The sequence below is a fragment of the Bradyrhizobium sp. 215_C5_N1_1 genome, from assembly GCF_052075935.1.
In the GTDB taxonomy this organism is placed as follows: domain Bacteria; phylum Pseudomonadota; class Alphaproteobacteria; order Rhizobiales; family Xanthobacteraceae; genus Bradyrhizobium; species Bradyrhizobium barranii.
In genome coordinates, this window is record NZ_CP197228.1 from 4802761 (window position 1) to 4821107 (window position 18347).

26 protein-coding genes and 1 tRNA gene are annotated in these 18347 nt (G+C 61.2%); 17 read left to right on the plus strand and 10 right to left on the minus strand.

Annotation, left to right across the window (positions count from 1 at the left end; genetic code table 11):
* Positions 1-108 precede the first annotated feature (108 nt).
* A complete protein-coding gene (locus tag AB7G19_RS23245; protein WP_208086669.1) occupies positions 109-336 on the plus strand; it encodes a hypothetical protein in 228 nt (75 codons plus the stop codon).
* 295 nt (positions 337-631) lie between these two features.
* Here AB7G19_RS23245 and AB7G19_RS23250 read toward each other — a convergent pair whose 3' ends face one another.
* Positions 632-808, minus strand: a complete 177-nt coding sequence (locus tag AB7G19_RS23250) for a DUF2934 domain-containing protein (protein WP_283016379.1) — start codon at positions 806-808, stop codon at positions 632-634.
* A gap of 128 nt (positions 809-936) precedes the next feature.
* Positions 937-1233: an HU family DNA-binding protein gene (locus tag AB7G19_RS23255; RefSeq protein ID WP_007591377.1), complete on the minus strand. Its 297-nt coding sequence runs from the start codon at positions 1231-1233 to the stop codon at positions 937-939.
* Between the two features lie 350 nt (positions 1234-1583).
* Between AB7G19_RS23255 and AB7G19_RS23260 the strand changes: the two genes are divergently transcribed.
* The 3 genes from AB7G19_RS23260 (at position 1584) to AB7G19_RS23270 (ending at position 2813) form a co-directional block, all read left to right on the plus strand.
* Positions 1584-2078: a hypothetical protein gene (locus AB7G19_RS23260; RefSeq protein WP_283016378.1), complete on the plus strand. Its 495-nt coding sequence runs from the start codon at positions 1584-1586 to the stop codon at positions 2076-2078.
* A gap of 163 nt (positions 2079-2241) precedes the next feature.
* Positions 2242-2544, plus strand: coding sequence for a hypothetical protein (locus AB7G19_RS23265; RefSeq protein WP_028150997.1), 303 nt, complete (start codon positions 2242-2244; stop codon positions 2542-2544).
* Positions 2545-2636: 92 nt separating this feature from the next.
* A complete protein-coding gene (locus AB7G19_RS23270; RefSeq protein WP_283016377.1) occupies positions 2637-2813 on the plus strand; it encodes a hypothetical protein in 177 nt (58 codons plus the stop codon).
* A 467-nt stretch (positions 2814-3280) separates the two neighbouring features.
* Here AB7G19_RS23270 and AB7G19_RS23275 read toward each other — a convergent pair whose 3' ends face one another.
* On the minus strand, positions 3281-3559 hold the full coding sequence (locus AB7G19_RS23275) for a hypothetical protein (protein ID WP_283016376.1): 279 nt from the start codon (positions 3557-3559) through the stop codon (positions 3281-3283).
* A complete protein-coding gene (locus AB7G19_RS23280) occupies positions 3559-3759 on the minus strand; it encodes a hypothetical protein (protein ID WP_283016375.1) in 201 nt (66 codons plus the stop codon). Before AB7G19_RS23280 ends, AB7G19_RS23275 begins: the two co-directional genes overlap by 1 nt.
* A gap of 240 nt (positions 3760-3999) precedes the next feature.
* On the opposite strand from AB7G19_RS23280, the gene AB7G19_RS23285 reads away from it, so the two are divergent.
* The gene (locus tag AB7G19_RS23285) at positions 4000-4185 is read left to right on the plus strand and encodes a hypothetical protein (RefSeq protein WP_028151001.1); all 186 of its coding nucleotides are present in this window, start codon (positions 4000-4002) and stop codon (positions 4183-4185) included.
* Positions 4186-4547: 362 nt separating this feature from the next.
* Here the strand turns inward: AB7G19_RS23285 and AB7G19_RS23290 are convergent, their stop codons facing one another.
* From AB7G19_RS23290 to AB7G19_RS23300, 3 genes are all read right to left on the minus strand, one after another.
* Positions 4548-5261 carry a hypothetical protein gene (locus tag AB7G19_RS23290; RefSeq protein ID WP_354113853.1) on the minus strand — a complete coding sequence of 238 codons (714 nt, stop codon included), beginning with the start codon at positions 5259-5261 and terminating at the stop codon, positions 4548-4550.
* Between the two features lie 5 nt (positions 5262-5266).
* Positions 5267-5473 (minus strand): hypothetical protein, encoded by a 207-nt coding sequence (locus AB7G19_RS23295; RefSeq protein ID WP_028151003.1) that lies wholly within the window; start codon positions 5471-5473, stop codon positions 5267-5269.
* A gap of 188 nt (positions 5474-5661) precedes the next feature.
* Positions 5662-6195: a hypothetical protein gene (locus AB7G19_RS23300; RefSeq protein WP_283016373.1), complete on the minus strand. Its 534-nt coding sequence runs from the start codon at positions 6193-6195 to the stop codon at positions 5662-5664.
* Between the two features lie 852 nt (positions 6196-7047).
* Between AB7G19_RS23300 and AB7G19_RS23305 the strand changes: the two genes are divergently transcribed.
* The 7 genes from AB7G19_RS23305 (at position 7048) to AB7G19_RS23335 (ending at position 12420) form a co-directional block, all read left to right on the plus strand.
* Complete coding sequence (locus AB7G19_RS23305) at positions 7048-7437, plus strand: hypothetical protein (RefSeq protein WP_283016372.1); 390 nt, start codon at positions 7048-7050, stop codon at positions 7435-7437.
* A gap of 78 nt (positions 7438-7515) precedes the next feature.
* Positions 7516-8136 (plus strand): hypothetical protein, encoded by a 621-nt coding sequence (locus tag AB7G19_RS23310; RefSeq protein ID WP_283016371.1) that lies wholly within the window; start codon positions 7516-7518, stop codon positions 8134-8136.
* 237 nt (positions 8137-8373) lie between these two features.
* The gene (gene tnpA, locus AB7G19_RS23315) at positions 8374-8784 is read left to right on the plus strand and encodes an IS66-like element accessory protein TnpA (RefSeq protein ID WP_441268130.1); all 411 of its coding nucleotides are present in this window, start codon (positions 8374-8376) and stop codon (positions 8782-8784) included.
* Entirely contained in the window at positions 8781-9128 is a 348-nt protein-coding gene (gene tnpB / locus AB7G19_RS23320) for an IS66 family insertion sequence element accessory protein TnpB (RefSeq protein WP_354125837.1), read from the plus strand. The genes tnpA and tnpB overlap by 4 nt, the downstream gene beginning before the upstream one ends.
* Before the next feature lie 73 nt (positions 9129-9201).
* Positions 9202-10773, plus strand: a complete 1572-nt coding sequence (tnpC, locus tag AB7G19_RS23325; RefSeq protein ID WP_354134956.1) for an IS66 family transposase — start codon at positions 9202-9204, stop codon at positions 10771-10773.
* A 200-nt stretch (positions 10774-10973) separates the two neighbouring features.
* Positions 10974-11426 (plus strand): VOC family protein, encoded by a 453-nt coding sequence (locus tag AB7G19_RS23330; RefSeq protein ID WP_014495478.1) that lies wholly within the window; start codon positions 10974-10976, stop codon positions 11424-11426.
* Positions 11427-11781: 355 nt separating this feature from the next.
* Complete coding sequence (locus AB7G19_RS23335) at positions 11782-12420, plus strand: glutathione S-transferase family protein (protein WP_441268131.1); 639 nt, start codon at positions 11782-11784, stop codon at positions 12418-12420.
* A gap of 131 nt (positions 12421-12551) precedes the next feature.
* Here the strand turns inward: AB7G19_RS23335 and AB7G19_RS23340 are convergent, their stop codons facing one another.
* From AB7G19_RS23340 to AB7G19_RS23350, 3 genes are read right to left on the minus strand one after another with little or no spacing between them, the layout of a single operon-like run.
* Positions 12552-12719 (minus strand): hypothetical protein, encoded by a 168-nt coding sequence (locus AB7G19_RS23340; protein WP_014495480.1) that lies wholly within the window; start codon positions 12717-12719, stop codon positions 12552-12554.
* A 5-nt stretch (positions 12720-12724) separates the two neighbouring features.
* Positions 12725-12970, minus strand: a complete 246-nt coding sequence (locus AB7G19_RS23345; protein WP_283016370.1) for a hypothetical protein — start codon at positions 12968-12970, stop codon at positions 12725-12727.
* Positions 12971-13026: 56 nt separating this feature from the next.
* Entirely contained in the window at positions 13027-13281 is a 255-nt protein-coding gene (locus AB7G19_RS23350) for a PilZ domain-containing protein (protein WP_071914215.1), read from the minus strand.
* A 225-nt stretch (positions 13282-13506) separates the two neighbouring features.
* Between AB7G19_RS23350 and AB7G19_RS23355 the strand changes: the two genes are divergently transcribed.
* From AB7G19_RS23355 to AB7G19_RS23375, 5 genes are all read left to right on the plus strand, one after another.
* Positions 13507-13581, plus strand: a tRNA-Glu gene (locus AB7G19_RS23355).
* A 744-nt stretch (positions 13582-14325) separates the two neighbouring features.
* A complete protein-coding gene (locus AB7G19_RS23360) occupies positions 14326-14556 on the plus strand; it encodes a photosystem reaction center subunit H (RefSeq protein ID WP_081369264.1) in 231 nt (76 codons plus the stop codon).
* A gap of 1211 nt (positions 14557-15767) precedes the next feature.
* Positions 15768-16427: a hypothetical protein gene (locus tag AB7G19_RS23365; RefSeq protein ID WP_283018801.1), complete on the plus strand. Its 660-nt coding sequence runs from the start codon at positions 15768-15770 to the stop codon at positions 16425-16427.
* 141 nt (positions 16428-16568) lie between these two features.
* Positions 16569-17195, plus strand: coding sequence for a PilZ domain-containing protein (locus tag AB7G19_RS23370; RefSeq protein WP_283018800.1), 627 nt, complete (start codon positions 16569-16571; stop codon positions 17193-17195).
* A 122-nt stretch (positions 17196-17317) separates the two neighbouring features.
* On the plus strand, positions 17318-18325 hold the full coding sequence (locus AB7G19_RS23375; RefSeq protein ID WP_283018799.1) for an acyl-CoA desaturase: 1008 nt from the start codon (positions 17318-17320) through the stop codon (positions 18323-18325).
* Positions 18326-18347: the final 22 nt, after the last annotated feature.

Here is an 18347-nt window from a genome sequence, read left to right on the forward strand (position 1 = left end):
CTGAAATCCCAACGCCGCCGGCCAAGAGAGCCCCGTGCGCAAGCGCGGGGTTTTTCTTTTGGGAACGCGCCGTCGCCCTCGCCGTTAGCCATTCCGGAGCGAGGGACCGTGACCAGGAAATTTTACGCCGTCGAGGTGGTTCGTCAGATCGAGGAGACCGTGGAGATCATGGTCGAGGCCCCCGACGAGACCACGGCGCACGATGCGGCGCTTGCGCACCTCAAGGCGCGCGGCTCCGAATATCAGTGGCTCAATCCCAAATGTGAATTCATCGTCTGGCGCGAGCGCCAGATCGATCCGCCGGCGATCATCGATGTGTCGGTGTCGCCGGAGTAGCGGCCGGAACGAATGGCACCGCTCCGTGTTGTCAGGTCGAATTCAGTGGTGCTGGCGGCTGTGCGACGCGGCCGTCCAGCTTTGAGAAGCCCCGGCGCCCAACGCCGGGGTTTTTCTTTGCGGCGCGCTCGAACAACAGAGCAGCGAATAACAAAGCAGCCACACGGGCGTTACACCGGGTGGCTGCTTTGACGACTGTCAGCTTCGCGCAAGATTCCGTCGCCGTCATCTCAACCGCCGAACGCCGGACAACGTTCCGGCGTACGGCAAATTTTCGTGCGGCCTTTGTTGACCGTCAGACCGGCAAATTGTCGTTCAGCCCCGGCGGGACTTCGCCTTGCGCGGCCCGCTCGGCGAGGAGCATCTTTTCGGCCTCGTACCAGAAAGTGTCCATCCTCCCCGCGGGCTCGCCGGCTTGCCGCCAGAGATGATAGGCGCGGTCCCGGATCTGTTCCTCGCTCAGACTGGCCATGTGACGTCTCCCTTTGGGAAGCAAAGCGTGACGATGCCCGAGAGTTCCTTGTCCGTGTCTGACACACCAGCCGGCGGTCGTTGCGGCGCTCCGAGAGAGGGAGCCGCCGCGACGACGTCGCGGGCCCCTTAGACGGAGTCCTTGGCCACCTTCAGCGGCGAGGCCTTCACCGACTTGCTCGCCGGCTTCGCCGCGAACTGCATCGGCTCCTTGGTGAAGGGGTTGACGCCCATGCGGGCCTCGGTCGCCGGCTTGTTCACGACCGACATCTTGACGAAGCCGGGAATGACGAACTCGCCGGACTCGTTGAGCTCCTTGTAGCCGACCGTTGCCATGTACTCGATGACCGACTTCACGTCGTTCTTCGACAGCTGCGTGCCCTCGGCAATTGCATCAATCAATTGAGTTTTCGTCATCTTCGCCATGTCTGAATTCCTTTTGTGCGGGTGAGCAGATCCTGCTCAGGACGCGGCTGAACCACGCAAGTGTGATGCCGATTCACGCCGGAGGTCATGAAGTCACGGGGCTTAGAACCCATTGAAGCCCAAAACACAAGCATGGCTTCGGCTGGGGTTCCACCCTTTCCCGCGAAAGTGTCGCAGCATGCGCCGCGTTGGCTTTGAACCATTCTGCCGCTGGCGCGTCTAACTAATTGAAGTCCCCAAGCTTCACCCCCATCAGAGAGCCCCGCTTCCCCCAGGCGGGGCTTTCGCTTTTGGTGGCCTGGTGGAGCGCGCCGGCTGTTATATGGTCGGATGTTTCTCGTGAGGGGCTGATGAAGATTGCCATTGTTATCGCCGGCCTGATCGTCGTTGCGGTCGCCGCCCTGGTCGCCATCCAGCCGGAGTTTTTGAAGCCTGCGTCTCTGGCGCAGGTCAAGAAGTCCGACATCTTCGGCTTTTCGCCCGGGATGACATTCGAGGAGACCAACAAGCTCGTCACGCAACGTCACTACCGCTGCCGACAGGGTCGCGGTTCGTACATCCTCGAATGCGAAATCAACGGCGCCAAAGTCACGGTCTATAATGACGACGTCGACGCCAGCCACCCCATCCGGCGCGTCAATGCCGCGTTGAACAATCCGGGACCGCAGGACGCGGCCGTCAAATCGATCTCCGACCAGTTCAACGCCCAGCCGACCAGGGACGCCCGCGACGGATGGACGTGGATCGTCGGCCGTGGGCTCAAGCTGAGCTACGACGGCAGCGCCTTGAAGCTCGTGGACGAGGCCTGGGATAACAGGCTTCGCAACGACGAAGCCAAGCGCTAGGCGCGCTGCGCCGAAATGAGCGGACCGTCACCGCAACCCGGTTATCCCCAGCCATCGCGTCACCTCGTCGTGAAACCTGCGACCCGGCACGCCTTGTTGAGACTTCGGTAACCTAACCCATCCACTCTCCCCGCCAGTATCGTTGCGTTGGAGTAAACCCACAGTGCTGAATTTTGACGAGCTGCGTGAACTCGCGGCTGATGTTCGCGTGTTTGTTGACATCGCCGAGGACAAAGCCGAAGCGCTCAAGGCCGTCATCGCGGCTTACGACGTGGTGCTGGCGATCTTCCCCTCGCAGGAGGGCATGGGCCTCCACGTCATCAAGGGCAAAGAGATCCTGGACAGAATCGCCAATTCGCGGACCCACGCGATCTACAGCCACACGGCGATTGCGGTTCCCGACCTCGAGCATGCGCAGATGCTCAAATATCTGACAGCACCTGTCGAACGACGGATTGCTGCGTAGTTGCCGACGGCAGGCGCATCCCCACAATGACCGGCGGATAGGAACGGTCGGCTCTCCCGCACATTGACCCGTCTCCAGATGAGGAGATTGCAATGAGCGTTGAAGGTAAAGCCAAGGAAGCCGCCGGCTACGTCAAGGAAGAGCTGTACGAGCACGGCAAGTCGCCCGGGAGCCAGAAGAAGGCTCAGGAGGGTCGCGACCTCAGGAACGAAGGCCGCGTAGAAGACGGCAAGCCGCCGAAGACGACGAAGCCCGGCACCGGTCACTAGACTGACTTTTGTCAAAGCCGCCCCTGGCCATGTCAGGGGCGGCTTTTCATGTGCGCTCGTGCCCCGGACGCAGCGCTCCCGGCGATGCGAAGCATGGTCCAACAGCGACAAACACGCTGCGGCTACGTCCCATCTCGCATGTCCCTGGTCGCGAAGTGACATCCAAACGCCACCAGGACCAGAGCAAACGTCGAGCCGAGCAGAATTCGCAGGGTCGATCCCATCTCCTGGCTCACATACCGGACATCGTGCCGGTGCGCGTAGCGTTCAGGATGCGCGGCATCAGGCGCCTGGGGAGAACTCGTCAAAAGCACAAGCCACGCGACGGTCCCGCAAATCGCCGCAACCCTCGCAATCTTTCCGAGCCTTTGAAGCCAGCGCTTCATGCCGCTCCCATCATGGCGTGGATCTCCGCTGCGCCTTTGTCCGGATCAGCTTTCATAAGCTCCAGGAGGTCGCCGCGCCTCTCAAGTCTTCGGCTTGGTCAGCAGCCTGAGAGCACTGAGAACGATGAGAATGGCGAAAGCACCGAGAGCGTAGGTGAGTGCATTCACGAGCCAGGAAATGGCAATCCCTGCGAAGCTGGAGCCTCCGACCGCTCCCCAGAACAAATACGCTGCGGTGATGCCGGGCCACTCCAGCGAAAGAAAAGCGAAGTCGGTCAGCGGCTCGATGGCGAGGAGCACCGAGGAGATGAGCGCCCCGATGGCCAGTGCGATGATGAGGTTTGCCTTCACGGAGAGCATCAAAAACCCAGCAGCCCGGCGATAACCGGAACGAGGAAATAGGCGGCGAGCCCAAGAAGGCCGCCCACGACAAGGCGTGCCCCGCGGCCGTGAATCTTCGTATCGAGCCACGCACAAACGGTCACCGCAGCCTGTCTCAGCCAGTCACCGACCAGGATTCTGACGAGATCAAACAGGAGTTCTGCAAAGAAAGCGGCCATGGCGTTTAGTCGCCCTACCTCTGGCGGGGTTCAACCGCCGAGGGTTGGCCATCGAGGGCGCCGGTTCGATAGGTTGCTGGCGAGGTCACTGTTCGACACTCATAAACAGCCATCATCGCCGAGGAACGGGCCGATCGGGACCGGATTGGTTTTCCGTCACCGTGAGTGATGCCGATGCGGATTGACGAAAAGCCGGCCGAGGCGGGTTCTCATTTAAGAGAATTCCCTGCATAGTGCGGCATGGCCAAAGCAAAAGTGACCTTCAAAACCGTCCGCCTCTCAGACAGCGACTGGAAGATACTGGCGGACTACCCCGACCACGAACAGCGCGAAATCACCGGATTCGCCAGCAAGGCAGATGCCGACGACTGGATCAACGGCGATCGCAAGATCGCATGGCTCCGTTCCCAAGGTTACGCCAAGTGAGCTAGCCAAGTGACGTAGCTGTCGCGCGCACGTCGCGATCCCCCTTTTTGATGTTGCAGCCGCATCGTGTCATGTCCTTGCGCGGACAGACGGTCACGCATGCGCGGCTCACGCCTTGCGTTAGGACCCGCTAGCGCCCCCTGCAACCAAAAGGAGTAAATTCAACCGTCGTCAATCAAGGGGAGATCGTCATATTGCCGGACCAGATCCCCTGGGGCCCGGTCGACGCGCGTGGCGCAAGTGCCATTGGCTTGCTTTCGCCGAAGGTGGTGGAGAAGCTGGGGTATATGATGGGGCTGGTGCGGGAGCGAGCGTGACTCGTTCGCATCCGTCGCGAAGCGCGAACGCTGCTCGCAGCCACTTCAATTCGTCGTGGTCTTGCCGCCGCGCATGGACACGAGCTTGTCCTCACCAAATCCGAGAATGAGCCAAGCGGTCTCATCGAAACCGTCTGCGAGCTTTCCCTCGTGAGAATACACGATCTGAGCAGCTTCCGACTTCGACGGCGGTCCCAACGCCGTGATTACCTCCTGACGCGACATACCTAAATGCAGCTTGCTGTCGAGGACGACGGGCGAGAACTTTTCCGGGATGATGGCGCAATCGGCCGAGGCCCCGGCGTCTTTCTCGGTGAGCTCTTCAACGATCTCCGTGACGAGATGGTCCGGGCCGCCCATCTCTCCGCTGGACACCACCCATAATCGATGCTGCGCGCGCCGATAACACAGCCAATAGATGCTATCTCCAGCGTCGCCTTGGTGTCGGATGGTCCCTTCGCCCACGGCTTCGCGAACCGCGCCGAGCCGCGTCTCTTCGAAGCGGCCGGCGAATGCGCCTAGCGAAAAGCGGGTCGCCAATCTCTTCACGACTGTCGGCGGCACGCGCTCGAACGCATGTTCGTCGACTGGGGGCGGCGGTGTCTGCGCGGAGCAGTCGTCCGCGGGGATCGCGAAAAGGAGAAGGAGCAAGAAGAGCGTCTTTCGACCATCAAATCCGAATTGCCTATATATTTCTCGCCTCAGCAGGTCGCGCCTAGGCGTCGAGAGTGCGGGCATCAGTTTCTGGGTGTCGGACACGTCAGTCACCCCAGCTTCCCTTCATTGATCTTGTGCGCAACCTCGCCAACAGAGCTGCCAACGATGACGGCGGTCACGATTGGCCAAAAACCCGCCACCATGACGATAGCGCCCCAACGCATGTCTTCGCCGGGCCGTCTGTAGCCATCGTTGATGCCGCCGAGGATCAACCAGATCAGGCAGCCAATTGCATATCGTTTGAACCATTTCACGGCGAAATACCTTCCAGATATGGGCATTAGTGACCATGGCATTGAGGATGGTTCATCGGCAGGACCGGGCTTGCTCATTGACGAGAAGCGCTGAATTCCGCTGACAGCGCATTGGAGTTACGGTGACAGTGCATTCAACCCGCTGCCATCTGCCGTCGGAGTTGAGTGCACTGTCACCGTAACTCCGATCAATTCAATCTACGCTGTGCGGTCCAGCGAGGCGGAACGACGTTCGTCAAGAGCGAAAATACACGCGTTTGTTTTGACGCCATCTGGGTCTCGCTCCACCACGCAGATTGTGAATACGAATAGTTGAAGCGCATTACGGCCCTAACAATCGGATCACCTTGCGGCAGCGCAACGAAGCGATTGAGAGGGCATATGTAGATCGGCGCCTCCCCTGGCTCGATGAAGTTCGATGCCGCAACGTTTAGGGTGATGTTCGCGACGCCGTTGTTATTTCGGGTCGTCACTTCGATCAGCTCGCAGATGATCTTCAGGTCTGTAATCTTGAAGACCTTGCTATTGTTCGTGACCGTGAAGGGAACGTCGAAAGGCGACGCCAGAGAGGGGGCGCCTGCGTCAAACTCCGGCTCAGTCGGCCAGAACGGCTGAAAGGTGCCCGCGAGGAAGCCTATCCCCGCTACGGTTAGACCAGCCAGCACGCGGCCTACGATAGTGTCTGCGAGACGTCTAGGCGGTTGCTTGTCTCGTCCGGCCATTGCGCTTCCCCTCAAGGAAAGTTTGTTAGCTCCTGCATCTCGTCCAAGGAGTTGACCGAAGGTCCGATAACCGTCCTTGGAATTACGGTGACTGTGCTGCCACCGTAATCGCTCGCATAGCGCGGGATTTATCTGTTTTGGACTCTACTATAAGCTGCGGCTCGGGACTCCTTACCGGGACGCATCATGTTTTACCGTATAATTTTGGTCGCTCTCGTTCGGACGCTTGCTGAAACCGTACGTGGCGAGACGATTTCGGGAGTAACGGTGACAGTGCATTAAATTACTTCGCGGTCTGCTTCGATCCACACTTGGTGGAAGGATCAATTGAGTGCACTGTCACCGTAATCTCCGGTTTCAGAAGCTGGCCGGTCAGTCGATCGAGGCGAGCGATGAACGATCGTCTCCGAGAGTGCGCACCGCTACGATGTTATTGGCAAGAGCTACTACGTCGGTGTGATTAAACTCAGCAGAGCGAGAGCGCCCCCTAATCCCGCTGCGGCGGCGGATGTGTAGGCAGCCCTCGAATTAAATTTTGACTGCTCATCAAACGTCGCGTGAAAATCGATGACCTCGCCAGTGCCCAACTTTACGTGGATGCCGCCACCGAACACACCACCGACCGAAGTTGTGGATGCCATAACCTTAGCTCGCGCTGACTTGATCCAGTATAATCCCGATGCAACAGCGCAGCCAGCCGTAGCTAAAGTCAGCAAGACTTTCAGATATTGAATCGCAACAACCATCGCTCTTGCGCCCCCGCGCGCTCCGTCTGGAGCGTACTACTATTCACACGGAAAAGCTGCTATTAGCAAGGCTTTCAACCGACCTTCAGCTTTAGAGAGCCCCTATATGGACGAATTTTTGAAATTGTATGGTTCGGGCGACAGTGCCGCGATGGCGCTCGGAATATTCTTGGCCTTCCTCGGGCTCTTCGCTCCCAAGAAGTTCTTCGGCATCGAATTCGATTGGACGCCGGCTACTTCCGCGGCAGCACTAATCTCCGGAGTGGCATTCTTTGCGTTCTCTTACCCGCAGCTGCGTTTCTGGCAATCGAACACTAGTAATGTTGATCAAGCGACTATCGCGAAACTGGTGTTAGACACGCAGCAGGGCATTGATTCAATCAACGCCGCTCGTTCTGGAAACAGTTATCCATATTGCTCTGACCACGCGGGAGCCGGTCTAGCACCTCTAAATGACGCAATAACGATCTTAAATAAGATAGCGAAGGCGAAGTGACGAGCTGTCACCGCAATTGCGGGAAGATGACCTGCCTCAACGTGTCTTTATGGTTCTTATGACGACTTGGGTGTTTCAATGATTGCGGCATTGACCGACTATGCGACAAGGATTTGGGAGTTCGCTTTCGCTTTCTTCACTCAATTCTTCCTTTTGGCGACTGGGATAATCTTTCTAATAGATCAGCTTCTGAGTCGAAATTTTTGGCCGAAAGCCTTTTTGGATTGGCTCCATGAGCACTGGCCTGAAGAAGGCCGCCACAGGACCTTCCGACGGCTAGTAATAGTTGGTCTAGCTATCTCTGCGTTTCTAGCCTTCGATCGCGTGAATGAAGACCTCAAAAAGCAGACCGCGCAACTCAACCAACAAAAGGACCCGACGCAAGGCAAACCAGTCGAAAATCGCGCCAGCATGAGCTTCGAGATGGAACGTGCTGGCTGGAAACATAATGTTCTCAATCGTTACAACGTGGTCCGATATCCCTTGGCTTACAGCCTAAGCAATGGGAAATGGGCGTTGATACTATTCTATGATAAGCAGTTCATCCCTATTCGGGCTGACGTCAAAATCGACAATCGAGAGATAAAAGCTGGCTGGGAGGCACAATACTTCTATCCGGAAGCCGCAATATTTCTCTTCGATGGCGAATTAATCAAAGACGGCATCACGGTCGAGATTTCGTTGCATGGCTCAGAATAGGGCATCCCCCAACCGGCACACTGTGTAAATCGGCTTGTTGGCCAGAAAGACACTAACCCGGTCAATTGGCATGCATGGGCCAAGAGCATCATCCGGCAACGGCGTGAATTGCGGTGACGGTGATTAAACTCATTCGCCGTCGCCCCTGCTGACTCTGTGGCTTCGGTCCACGCTTGGGGGTATCCGTCCGGTGAAGGCCGCCTTGCCGAATGAGGCGTGTTGTTGAGAACTGTCCTTATGGACAGTGATAGGCGCAGTGCCCAAGTCGAACGGCTTGAGGTAGTGGACACGGGCCGGCGGCGGCGCTGGTCCGAGGATGAGAAGCTCAAGATCGTCCTGGAGAGCTTACAGGCGCCGCGCCAGGTCGCAGCAACCGCGCGGCGGTATGGCGTTTCGCGCTCGTTGCTGCTGCGATGGCGACGCTCGTTTCGGCCGGAGCGGAAGGATGCCGCGGATCAACCTGGCTTCGTACCGGCGATAGTGGTCGCGGAATCAGGGCCGACGCCTTGTCCAGTCGCGCCGACGAGCAGCGGCGGGTCGATCGAGATCGAGTTTGCTGCCGGGGCTCGGATGCGGATCACGGGTACGGTCGACACGGCGACGCTGAAGGCCGCCGTGGCGGCGCTGGCAGATGGACGCTTGCGGTGATCCCCATTGCGTCGGGCGTACGGGTGTGGATTGCGACCGGCCACACCGATATGCGCCGCGGCATGAACTCGCTGGGCTTACTGGTGCAGGAAGCCTTCAGGCGAGACCCGCACGGCGGCGACCTCTATGTGTTCCGTGGCAAAAGCGGCAAGCTGATCAAGATCCTTTGGCACGATGGACTGGGCATGTCGCTCTACGCCAAGCGGCTGGAGCGCGGCCGCTTCTTGTGGCCGTCGTCGGCTGATGGTGTGGTAACCATCACCCCAGCCCAGCTTGGCTATCTGCTGGAGGGCATCGACTGGCGGATGCCGCAACATACCTGGCGACCGCAGGCGGCTGGCTGATCGCTGGGATTTGAATCTGTGGCAGGATCAGCGGTTCGGACAGAGATCGCGTCTTGTGATTCTCTGGTCGGCGATGGGCGCTGATGATTCTCTTCCCGACGATGTGACCACGCTGCAGGCGATGCTGCGCGCCGAGCGAGCGGCCCGGTTGGCCGCGGAGGCGGAAGCCCAGGCGGGGACATTGCTGATCGAGAAGCTCAAGCTCACGATCAAGAAGCTCCGACACGAGCAGTTCGGACAGTCCTCCGAGCGAGGCGCATTGCTGGACCAGCTCGAGCTACAGCTCGCCGACCTGGAGGAGAACGCGGCGCAAGCTGAGACCGCAGCACAGATGGCAGCCGAGAAGATTGCGGTGCCATCGTTCGAGCGCCGCAAGCCAGCCCGCCGGCCGCTGCCGGAGCATTTGCCGCGGGAGCGCATTGTCTATCCGGTGCCGGCCACCTGCCCATGCTGCGGCGACAGTCGATTGCGCAAGATTGGCGAGGACGTGACCGAGACGCTGGAGCTCATTCCACGTCAGTGGAAGGTGATCCAGCACGTGCGCGAGAAGCTCGTCTGCCGAGCCTGCGAAGCGATCACCCAGCCGCCGGCTCCTTCGCATCCGATTGCGCGCGGGCGTGCAGGGCCCAAGCTGCTGGCCCATGTCCTGTTCGCCAAATACGGCCTGCACCTGCCGCTTCATCGTCAGAGCAACGTCTACCAGCGTGAAGGCATCGACCTCGACGTATCGACGCTCGCGGACTGGGTAGGTGCCTCCGCGGCAACCCTGATGCCTCTGGTCGATGCGATCGGGAGCCACGTCTTCGCAGCCGAGCGCATCCACGCGGATGACACCACGGTGCCGGTCCTGGCCAAGGGCAAGACCCGGACCGGCCGGCTCTGGACTTACGTGCGCGACGACCGTCCGTTTGCCGGCCCAGATCCGCCGGCGGCTATGTTCTTCTACTCACCCGATCGTGGCGGTGCGCATCCGGAGCGGCATCTGGCGGGTTATGCCGGACTGATGCAGGCCGACGCCTACGCCGGCTTTGGCAGGCTCTACGAGGCCAATCGCAAGGGCGGCCCGATCATCGAGGCCGCGTGCTGGGCGCACGGCAGACGCAAGTTTTTTGATCTCGCGCGGCTCAGCAAGGCGCCGATCGCGGCCGAGGCGGTCAAGCGCATCGATGTCCTGTTCGCCATCGAGCGCGAGATCAACGGTCTTACTGCGCAGGAGCGTTTGCGTCTGCGCCATGAGCGTAGCCGCCCCCTGATCGTCGAGCTGGAGGCGTGGTTACGCGAGCAGCGCGCCAAGCTCTCCAGGAACAACGACACGACCAAAGCGATCAATTACTGCCTCAGCCGCTGGGATGCATTTAGCCGCTTCCTTGATGACGGACGGCTTTGCATGTCGAACAATGCTGCTGAGCGTGAGCTAAGGGCGGTCGCCGTGGGACGAAAAAATTGGACCTTTGCAGGGTCCGACGAGGGCGGCCGGCGTGCGGCTGCCATCTACAGCCTCATCGCCACCGCCAAGCTCAATGACATCGACCCGCAGGCTTGGCTTGCCGACGTGCTAGCGCGCCTACCGGATCACCCTGCCAAGCGCATCCACGAACTCATGCCCTGGAATTGGCGACCTCAGAATGTCGCTCACGCCGCATGAGCGCGGTCAGCCATCCGCTCAAGATGACCTAACCAGGGGCCGTCACCGGACGCGTACGCTTGGGGCGATACTTCACCAGCAGGTTTCGACCTCACGTGCATGTGCGCACGCCCCCTGCCCCTCCTCCCACTTTCCTGCTATCTCCTGTCCCCGCCGTTCCGGCCCAAACCAAAACACCTCCGTATCAGGGAGCAACAACCATGCGATACCTCCATACCATGCTGCGCGTGCGCAATCTCGATGTCGCGCTGAAGTTTTACCAGGATGCGCTGGGACTGAAGGAGGTGCGGCGGATCGAGAATGACAAGGGGCGCTTCACGCTCGTCTTCCTGTGCTCGGCGGACGATCTCGAGGCGCTGAAGAAGCAGCCGCAAACGCGCGGCGCGCCGCTGGTCGAGCTCACTTACAATTGGGACGAGGAGAAGTATGGCGAGGATCGCTTCTTCGGCCATCTCGCCTATGAGGTCGACGACATCTACGCAACCTGCGCGCAGCTGATGAAGGCCGGCGTCACTATCAACCGGCCGCCGCGCGACGGCAACATGGCCTTCGTCCGTTCGCCGGATCTGCACTCGATCGAGTTGCTGCAGAAGGGCGAGCCGAAGGCGCCGGCCGAGCCCTGGTCGTCGATGCCGAATACCGGCCACTGGTAGGGCCGCGACGCAGGAACCAGCCCTCGCTACCGGTGTTGTCCTTCCGACATAACGATTGGAGGAGGACGCAATGGGACGAGGACTGTTGCTGTGGATGCTTGGCGTGCCGATCCCGGTGATCATTCTGTTGTGGCTGTTCTTCGGCCACTGATCATCGGGCTCGATTTGCCGGGTTCGATTTGCCAGGCTCAACTTGCTAGGTTCAACTTGCCAAGTTCAGCTTGCCAAGTTCAGCTTGCAATGAAAGCTCCGCCGACGGCGGAGCTTTTTGCATGAGGGGCGCGCCGCAATCGCCGTCGCTCCCGCCAGGGAATTCCGCTATCACGCGCGCCAAAGCGAAACGCGGGAGGACTTCATGCCGGACACCAAGCGGACGATCTGGGGCCGCGCCAACTCGGTCAACGTGCAGAAGGTGCTGTGGTGCCTCGCCGAGCTCGACCTGCCCTATGAGCGCATCGACGCCGGCATGAGTTTCGGCAAGACCCGCGAGCCCGACTATCTCGCGATGAACCCCAACGCGCGGATCCCGACGCTGGTCGAGGGCGACTTCGTGCTGTGGGAATCGAACTCCATCATGCGCTATCTCTGCCTCGCGCATGGCCGCGGCACGCCGCTCTATCCCGAGGCAGCGAAGCTGCGCACCAGCGTCGACCGCTGGCTCGACTGGACGCTGTCGATGGTGCAGCCGGTGGACCGCCCGGTGTTCTGGGGCATCGTGCGCACGGCCCCCGCCGAGCGCGACATGATCCAGGTGCAGCGGGATGCCGACGCCGCCGCCGAGGTCTGGGCCATCGCCGACCGCCTGCTCTCGTCGCGCCGCTTCATGGATGGCGACCAATTCACGCTGGCCGACATCGCGGTCGGCGCCTATGCGCGGCGCTGGCTCAGCGTCGAGGGCATCACCCGTCCGGCGCAACCGCATTTGACCCGCTGGCTCGCCGAGCTCGGCAAGCGGCCCGGATTTGCCCAGTTCGTCGCACCGCCGATGTCGTGAGCCGGCGGCGCGGCGTAAGCTGTGCTGACTGCGCGATGAATCGTCGTCACGGCGCATGCATCAAGCGTCGCGCCGGCACTTGACGGCTACTGTGCATGGGGTTGTTTTCGCGTTTTTGCTCTGGGCGGTGCCTAGCGCCAGCCGCGCTCGACCAGCAGCACGCAGATGATCAGCACCAGCGTCACGGCGGCGGTGGCGAGCTTGGCCGTCCAGCTCAGGCCGCGCCCGACCCACAACAGCAGTGCGCAATACATCACGAAGGGGACGATGATGTCGGGCCGCATGAGATCCGGCGGCATCGGCTTCAGCGCCTGACCGTGGTCTCGACGCTGACCGAGCCGCCGATCTTCACGCAGGTGCCGGTACCCTCGACCATGACGAAGCGCGGGCCATAGGAGGCGCAGGAACCGGCCTTCGCCGTGCCACCCGTCCCCTTCAGCGGCAGAGCCTTGCCGGCCTGCGGCCCCTCGGCAGGCGGAAGGCGCAGGGCCTCGGCCGCGGCCGCGGACGTGGCCAGCAACGGGAGGAGGATGAGGAGCGGCGCGCGCATGCAACCGTTCTAGCCCGGACCGGCGCCCCGCGCCATCCGGGTCGCCTCGCCCGGGATCAGATGAACTTGACGCCCGCCGATTTGCCGCGGCGCCAGATCACCTGGCAGCTCCGCCCGGTGCGGGCATCACGCGCGAACGCCATCCGGATCACGCCCGGGAGCTGGCTCGCGTCCTCGTCCAGCATGATCTTCGCGCCGGTATCGGAGATGTCCTGGACCAGGCAATGCCGCGCCGCGAATCCGCCGTCGAGCGTGATCCAGGCGTGCCGCGACAGCGATTTGCGGGCTGCGCGCTTCTTGGGCTGGGGCATGGACAAATTTCTCCGGTTCCAGCGCTAGCTCAGGCCCCCCTAAGAAACCGTTGAAATCGCCCCCGAATGTAACGGGGGTGGAGGCTATCCACCGGTCCCAAAAGACCGTTCCCGAACGGCTTGCCCACGGCGCCAAAGGCCACTATACGTTCGCCCGCTGCAGCCGCCGGGCTCGACTCGGATGGCCGGCGGCCATGCCGTGAAAAGCGGCGGGGCCTTGTGTTTGCTCCCTTCGTCTATCGGTTAGGACGCCACCCTTTCACGGTGGAGAGAGCGGTTCGATTCCGCTAGGGAGCGCCAACAAAATCAATCACTTGCCGCCCTCCTCCGCCGCCGTGTCCAACACCTGTCCAATATACGGGTATGGACTCGTACACAGCGCCGGGTCGCGGAGCTGCGCGAAATGGAGCGCCTTTGCTCGGATTGGGCGGACGATGACGATCTCGTTCTCGCGCGCGATGGACTGAACGCGCTGGCGGCCGACTACCGCGCAGCTGCGGACGCGATGGTTCCCTCTGGTGCTGTTTGGGACCTTTAGGGCGCGGTGAGCGTTGAGGCGTTAGCACCGGGGCAGGATCGCGAACCCCGGAGTTCGGATCATGAGCACGATCCCTGCGGACCTCGAAAGAAAGTTCGAACAACGGTGGGCCGCCAGATTGGCGCGGCACATTCCGCCGGCTCCATTTGCGCGCCCAGCCTGTCCGAGGTGCAAGGCCCAGATGATGCTCGTCAGCATCGAGCCAAAAAGCCTAAGCGTGGACCTGCACATGTTTCGCTGCGCTGTCTGCAATCACGCACTTACGACATTCGCAACGCATGAAGATCCCATGCATTCCAATGGCCGCTGGCTTCAAGGCGATTTGCGCCCACCGAAGTAACCCGCGCTGCAAGTCGTGACCGAAGGCGAGATGCCGCGGCTGCCGGAAGGTTTCAGGGTCGAGCTCGACAAGGACGGTTGGCGGCACTGACTCGCGCGAAGCGGCGATGGCCTCAATGCATCTGCCGCTCTGACTGATCTTCACTAATCCGCCAGCCGCGTAGGGCATGACCATGTCCGATGACTGGACCAAACGAGCGACGAACATCCTTCGAGAACTTCATGCTGCCGAGACGGAGCTAATCGGCAGGGGTGTTATCCTGACCGACGGTAAGGCGGGGACGGTTGATCACGTCTTCCTTGACGAGGTGCACGGGCTCCGGATCTCGATCGGTGGCCACGACGGCAAGTGGCCGATTTCGACTCTGAAGCTTCTAGACTCCGGTTTCGCCAGATAGCTTGTCCGCCCGGTCACCGTCCGCGGTGATCACTCGGTGACCGGGCGCCCAGCGCGGACTTCGAAGGCCTGCTCGCCGGTGCCTGGCCGAGTAAGCCAGTCACAGTTTACCTGGAGTGGCAGCCATGATGCAGAACGTTGTAGCCGGATGCGTCGCAGTGGCTTTGATTATCCTGGCCTTGATTGGCTTCGCCCAAACGCACCATGAATGTTGGCACGGGCACGTGCTCCTAACCCATGAGCCCTGCGGATCCGTCAGCCCTTCAATATAGGAACAACCATTTTCCGCTGATCTAGGCGCGGGACCAAAGCCCCGCCGCTCGTGAAGTTCTGCCAGCACAGGTAAGCTTGCGGACGACTCAGCGCGAAAGCCCCCCTACCGCCCGGTAACCGCCTTCTGGCGCGCAGCGTTCAGGCCTGCCTTTGTCTGTGCAGTTGCGGCACTCGCGGGCTCTCGATTTGGGGGCGGCTCATTGAGGTCTCGGGCCCACGGCGCGCCAGATCGAACAACTGACTTCGGAGCGGCATGTTCTGAGCTGGAGCAGGCAGAGACGAGAGAGACGACAACAAGGGACATCCCCGTCCGGCCCAACGTTTGAGTGATCCTGTTCATCAGGCAATCAACTTCTGGCGCGGCCTTACTGTTGGCGCCTGCGATCCGCTCTAGCATCGAAATAGATGACCACCGCGAATGTGGCGCCTAGAGCCAAAACGCTGACACAGCCGGTAATCAACGCCACCGCCATCATAGCTGGATCAGTATTTCTACGGCGTCAGGGCTGGGCAATTCACGAATGATTAGCGCATGCAACAAGGCTGGGGCCCGCCAGCGTGAACCGGCGGGGCCTTTGCTTTTCCACACCCACGATGCGCCCGCGTTCGTTCCGCGGCCCAAGGGATTGATAATTTGACTCTCGCGGCGCCAGGCTTCGATGGCGCAATGACCAAGGTAGAGAACCGAGCTGCCGCCAGGACCTACCACCAGGAGCGGATGCGTAAGCTCGACGAGGAAGCCAAAGCAGCACGCATTTTTAGACGGGGATAAACGACCATGGACATCATCCCATCTCTTTCACGGTGGAGAGAGCGGTTCGATTCCGCCAGGGAGCGCCATCATCCGGGCCATCGGGTGATGCGGCGAAATCCGCCCCTCTCCCTGAACCTCCCTGCCCCTGACCGACGACCAATGTCCCGTTGGAACCGGTACAGGCCATGGTGCTGCATAAATCCCCCTCGGACCGCCAGACCGGCGCCGCCTCGCCGGCACCGCCGTCGTGGATGCACCGTACAGCGCCCTACGCGCCGGAGCGGCGCGCCAGAATGCTGGAGCACATGGCGCGCGCCCGATCGCTTCCGCAGCCCCAGGCCGCAACCGCGATAGCGCCGTCGCGCACGAGCGGCGTGGACATTCTCGGCGATGCCTTCGGCTACACGGTCCTGTTCGGTGTCATCGCCCTGCTGTTCCAGTCGCGCATTCCGCTCTATCTCGGCGCCTATCTCTTCCTCACCGACGGCGAGCGCATCGAGCACGCGCTCAGAGTGGTCGGCATCCGGTTCGAGCCGGATACGGTCGGTCCCGACATCATCAAGGGCTTCGCATCCCTGTTCGGATGGTTCGCGCTGCTCGCATCCTTGCAAGGCTCCGTCCCGGCCTGGCTTGCGGCATGGATGCCGCCGGCCGCATCCTGGTCCACCATTGCCGGCATCGCCGTCGTGTTCGCGACCGTCGAAGCGTCTGCGGGGCTGGCTATGCGGCACGCATTGCCGTGGTTCGGATTCCAGATCAGGCCGGACAGCCTGACCGCGACGGCGATCAGGCTCCTCATGGCCCTTGGCCTGCTCGCCTTGCTGGTGCTGCTCGGATCTCTCTGAGCGGCGCGCAATGACGATGTCGTGAGATGGCCGGGGCGTTTACCGGAAATTTACCCCTGCTATTTGATCGGCGTATCGTTTGCTTAGACGTTGCGCCCTACCGTGAATCTACGGAAACAATCCGAAACACGATTGGCGTTCATGTCCGTCTCAGAGTTCCTCCGGCGGCGTGCAGTGGAAGTCAGCGTGAGCGGCAGCTACTCGCTGCCGCGCTGGTACGATTGTGAGGGCCAGCTGCGCACCTTCGCCTGCCGCACCAAGCGTGTCTCCCCGTTCCGCATGATCGTCGACGTACCAGTCGTGGGCAAGGTCGGCGAGCGCGTGACCTCCTATTTCCAGGACTTTGGCGAATTCCAGTGCACCATCAGCGCGACGCTGAAGGCGGGCTTTCTGATGGAACTCGAGATGACGCGGGAGCGGCGCGCCTGGATGTCGGAAAAGCTGACCTGGCTGGAGAAGAAGCAGAAGGACGCCAGCATTCAGGAACTGCGCAATGACGCGCGCTTCGTTCCCCAGGTCTCGCACACCTTTCTGACGCTCGCCGACGGCAGCACCCATGCCTGCTTCATCATCGACGTCTCCACAGCCGGTGTCGCGATATCCTGCGAATACGACCCGCCGATCGGAACCCCGCTTGCGGTCGGTGCCTGCGTCGGACGCGTCATTCGCAAATTCGACAACGGCTTTGCGGTCAAGTTCGCCGAAAAGCAGCAGCGGGACGACCTCGTCCGCCTGGTCGTCCGTACGCCCATGCTGCAATCGGCCTGAATCGGCCCGATCGATTTTAACTCAACTTTAACTAAATACTGGAGGTGCCGATCCCCGCGCGGTAGGGTGTGACCCAGCACGTCCGCAATCACTGCGGGCCTCGACTTATTGGAAGTCCTGGAATGTCCATCGCTGAGTTCGCCCCGGCAGAGACCGCCCAAAACGCGCCCGCCGTCGCAAAGCCGCAGCTCCCGCCCGGCGTCATCACTGAAGGCCCGCTCGTTCAGGCCAAGTTGCGCGAAAGCTATCTCCTCCTCGGCATTCTCTACGTCGGCGCTGTCGCGGGCATCATCTGGGCCATCACGCAAGGCGTCGGCAAGGTGGAGCTGTTCACCTTCGCCTGGATGTTCGCGCTGACCACATTCGGCATCGGCGCAGGCATGCACCGCCTGTTCGTCCATCGCAGCTTCCGCACCGGCCCGATCATGCGCGTCTTCTTCTGCGCCATCGCCCAGATGGCGGTGCAGGGCTCGATCGCGAAATGGGTTGCCAACCACCGCCGCCATCACCTCTATGCCGATGACGTCGGCGATCCCCACAGCCCGCAATTCGACGGCTTCGGCAATCGCTATGTCAGCGCGCTCAAGGGTTTCCTGCACGCCCAGGGCAGCTGGGTGTTCGACCAGGCGACCACCGACAACGAATACTACGCCAAGGACATTCTCGCCGATCCGATCGCGATGTTCTTCGTGCGCACGCGCTGGGTCTGGTACGGGATGTCCGCTGTCTTCATTCCCGCCGTAATCGGCTACACCTTCGGCGGCGTGCACACCATGATCGGCTGCGTGCTGTTCTCCGGCCTGCTCCGCTGTTACCTGCTGATCCTCACCAGCCAGCTCACCGGCTCGGTCTGCCACGCCTACGGCTATCGCCGCTTCGAGGTCGAGGACGCCTCGACCAACGAGTTCGTGACCACGATCCTCACCTTCGGCGAGGGTCTGCACAACAACCATCACCGCTTCCCGCGGGACGCCTATATCTCGCACGCCTGGTGGGAGATCGATCTCAACGGCCTGATCATTCTGGGCATGGAGAAGATCGGCCTCGTCCACGACGTCTTCCACGCCTCGCACCGTCAGCTCGAGCTGGCGTCCGAAACGGAGGCGCAGGCGGCCACGACGGGGCGCTAAAGGCGGCAGGCGGCGGCCGTTC

Bases quoted from the DNA above. Each gene is read 5' to 3' on its own strand.
- AB7G19_RS23250 (WP_283016379.1), bottom strand. From the start codon at position 808: ATGGCCAGTCTGAGCGAGGAACAGATCCGGGACCGCGCCTATCATCTC.
- AB7G19_RS23255 (WP_007591377.1), bottom strand. From the start codon at position 1,233: ATGGCGAAGATGACGAAAACTCAATTGATTGATGCAATTGCCGAGGGC.
- AB7G19_RS23260 (WP_283016378.1), top strand. From the start codon at position 1,584: ATGAAGATTGCCATTGTTATCGCCGGCCTGATCGTCGTTGCGGTCGCC.
- AB7G19_RS23270 (WP_283016377.1), top strand. From the start codon at position 2,637: ATGAGCGTTGAAGGTAAAGCCAAGGAAGCCGCCGGCTACGTCAAGGAA.
- AB7G19_RS23275 (WP_283016376.1), bottom strand. From the start codon at position 3,559: ATGCTCTCCGTGAAGGCAAACCTCATCATCGCACTGGCCATCGGGGCG.
- AB7G19_RS23280 (WP_283016375.1), bottom strand. From the start codon at position 3,759: ATGGCCGCTTTCTTTGCAGAACTCCTGTTTGATCTCGTCAGAATCCTG.
- AB7G19_RS23285 (WP_028151001.1), top strand. From the start codon at position 4,000: ATGGCCAAAGCAAAAGTGACCTTCAAAACCGTCCGCCTCTCAGACAGC.
- AB7G19_RS23300 (WP_283016373.1), bottom strand. From the start codon at position 6,195: ATGGCCGGACGAGACAAGCAACCGCCTAGACGTCTCGCAGACACTATC.
- AB7G19_RS23305 (WP_283016372.1), top strand. From the start codon at position 7,048: ATGGACGAATTTTTGAAATTGTATGGTTCGGGCGACAGTGCCGCGATG.
- AB7G19_RS23310 (WP_283016371.1), top strand. From the start codon at position 7,516: ATGATTGCGGCATTGACCGACTATGCGACAAGGATTTGGGAGTTCGCT.
- tnpA (WP_441268130.1), top strand. From the start codon at position 8,374: ATGGACAGTGATAGGCGCAGTGCCCAAGTCGAACGGCTTGAGGTAGTG.
- tnpC (WP_354134956.1), top strand. From the start codon at position 9,202: ATGGGCGCTGATGATTCTCTTCCCGACGATGTGACCACGCTGCAGGCG.
- AB7G19_RS23330 (WP_014495478.1), top strand. From the start codon at position 10,974: ATGCGATACCTCCATACCATGCTGCGCGTGCGCAATCTCGATGTCGCG.
- AB7G19_RS23335 (WP_441268131.1), top strand. From the start codon at position 11,782: ATGCCGGACACCAAGCGGACGATCTGGGGCCGCGCCAACTCGGTCAAC.
- AB7G19_RS23340 (WP_014495480.1), bottom strand. From the start codon at position 12,719: ATGCCGCCGGATCTCATGCGGCCCGACATCATCGTCCCCTTCGTGATG.
- AB7G19_RS23345 (WP_283016370.1), bottom strand. From the start codon at position 12,970: ATGCGCGCGCCGCTCCTCATCCTCCTCCCGTTGCTGGCCACGTCCGCG.
- AB7G19_RS23350 (WP_071914215.1), bottom strand. From the start codon at position 13,281: ATGCCCCAGCCCAAGAAGCGCGCAGCCCGCAAATCGCTGTCGCGGCAC.
- AB7G19_RS23360 (WP_081369264.1), top strand. From the start codon at position 14,326: ATGACCATGTCCGATGACTGGACCAAACGAGCGACGAACATCCTTCGA.
- AB7G19_RS23365 (WP_283018801.1), top strand. From the start codon at position 15,768: ATGGTGCTGCATAAATCCCCCTCGGACCGCCAGACCGGCGCCGCCTCG.
- AB7G19_RS23370 (WP_283018800.1), top strand. From the start codon at position 16,569: ATGTCCGTCTCAGAGTTCCTCCGGCGGCGTGCAGTGGAAGTCAGCGTG.
- AB7G19_RS23375 (WP_283018799.1), top strand. From the start codon at position 17,318: ATGTCCATCGCTGAGTTCGCCCCGGCAGAGACCGCCCAAAACGCGCCC.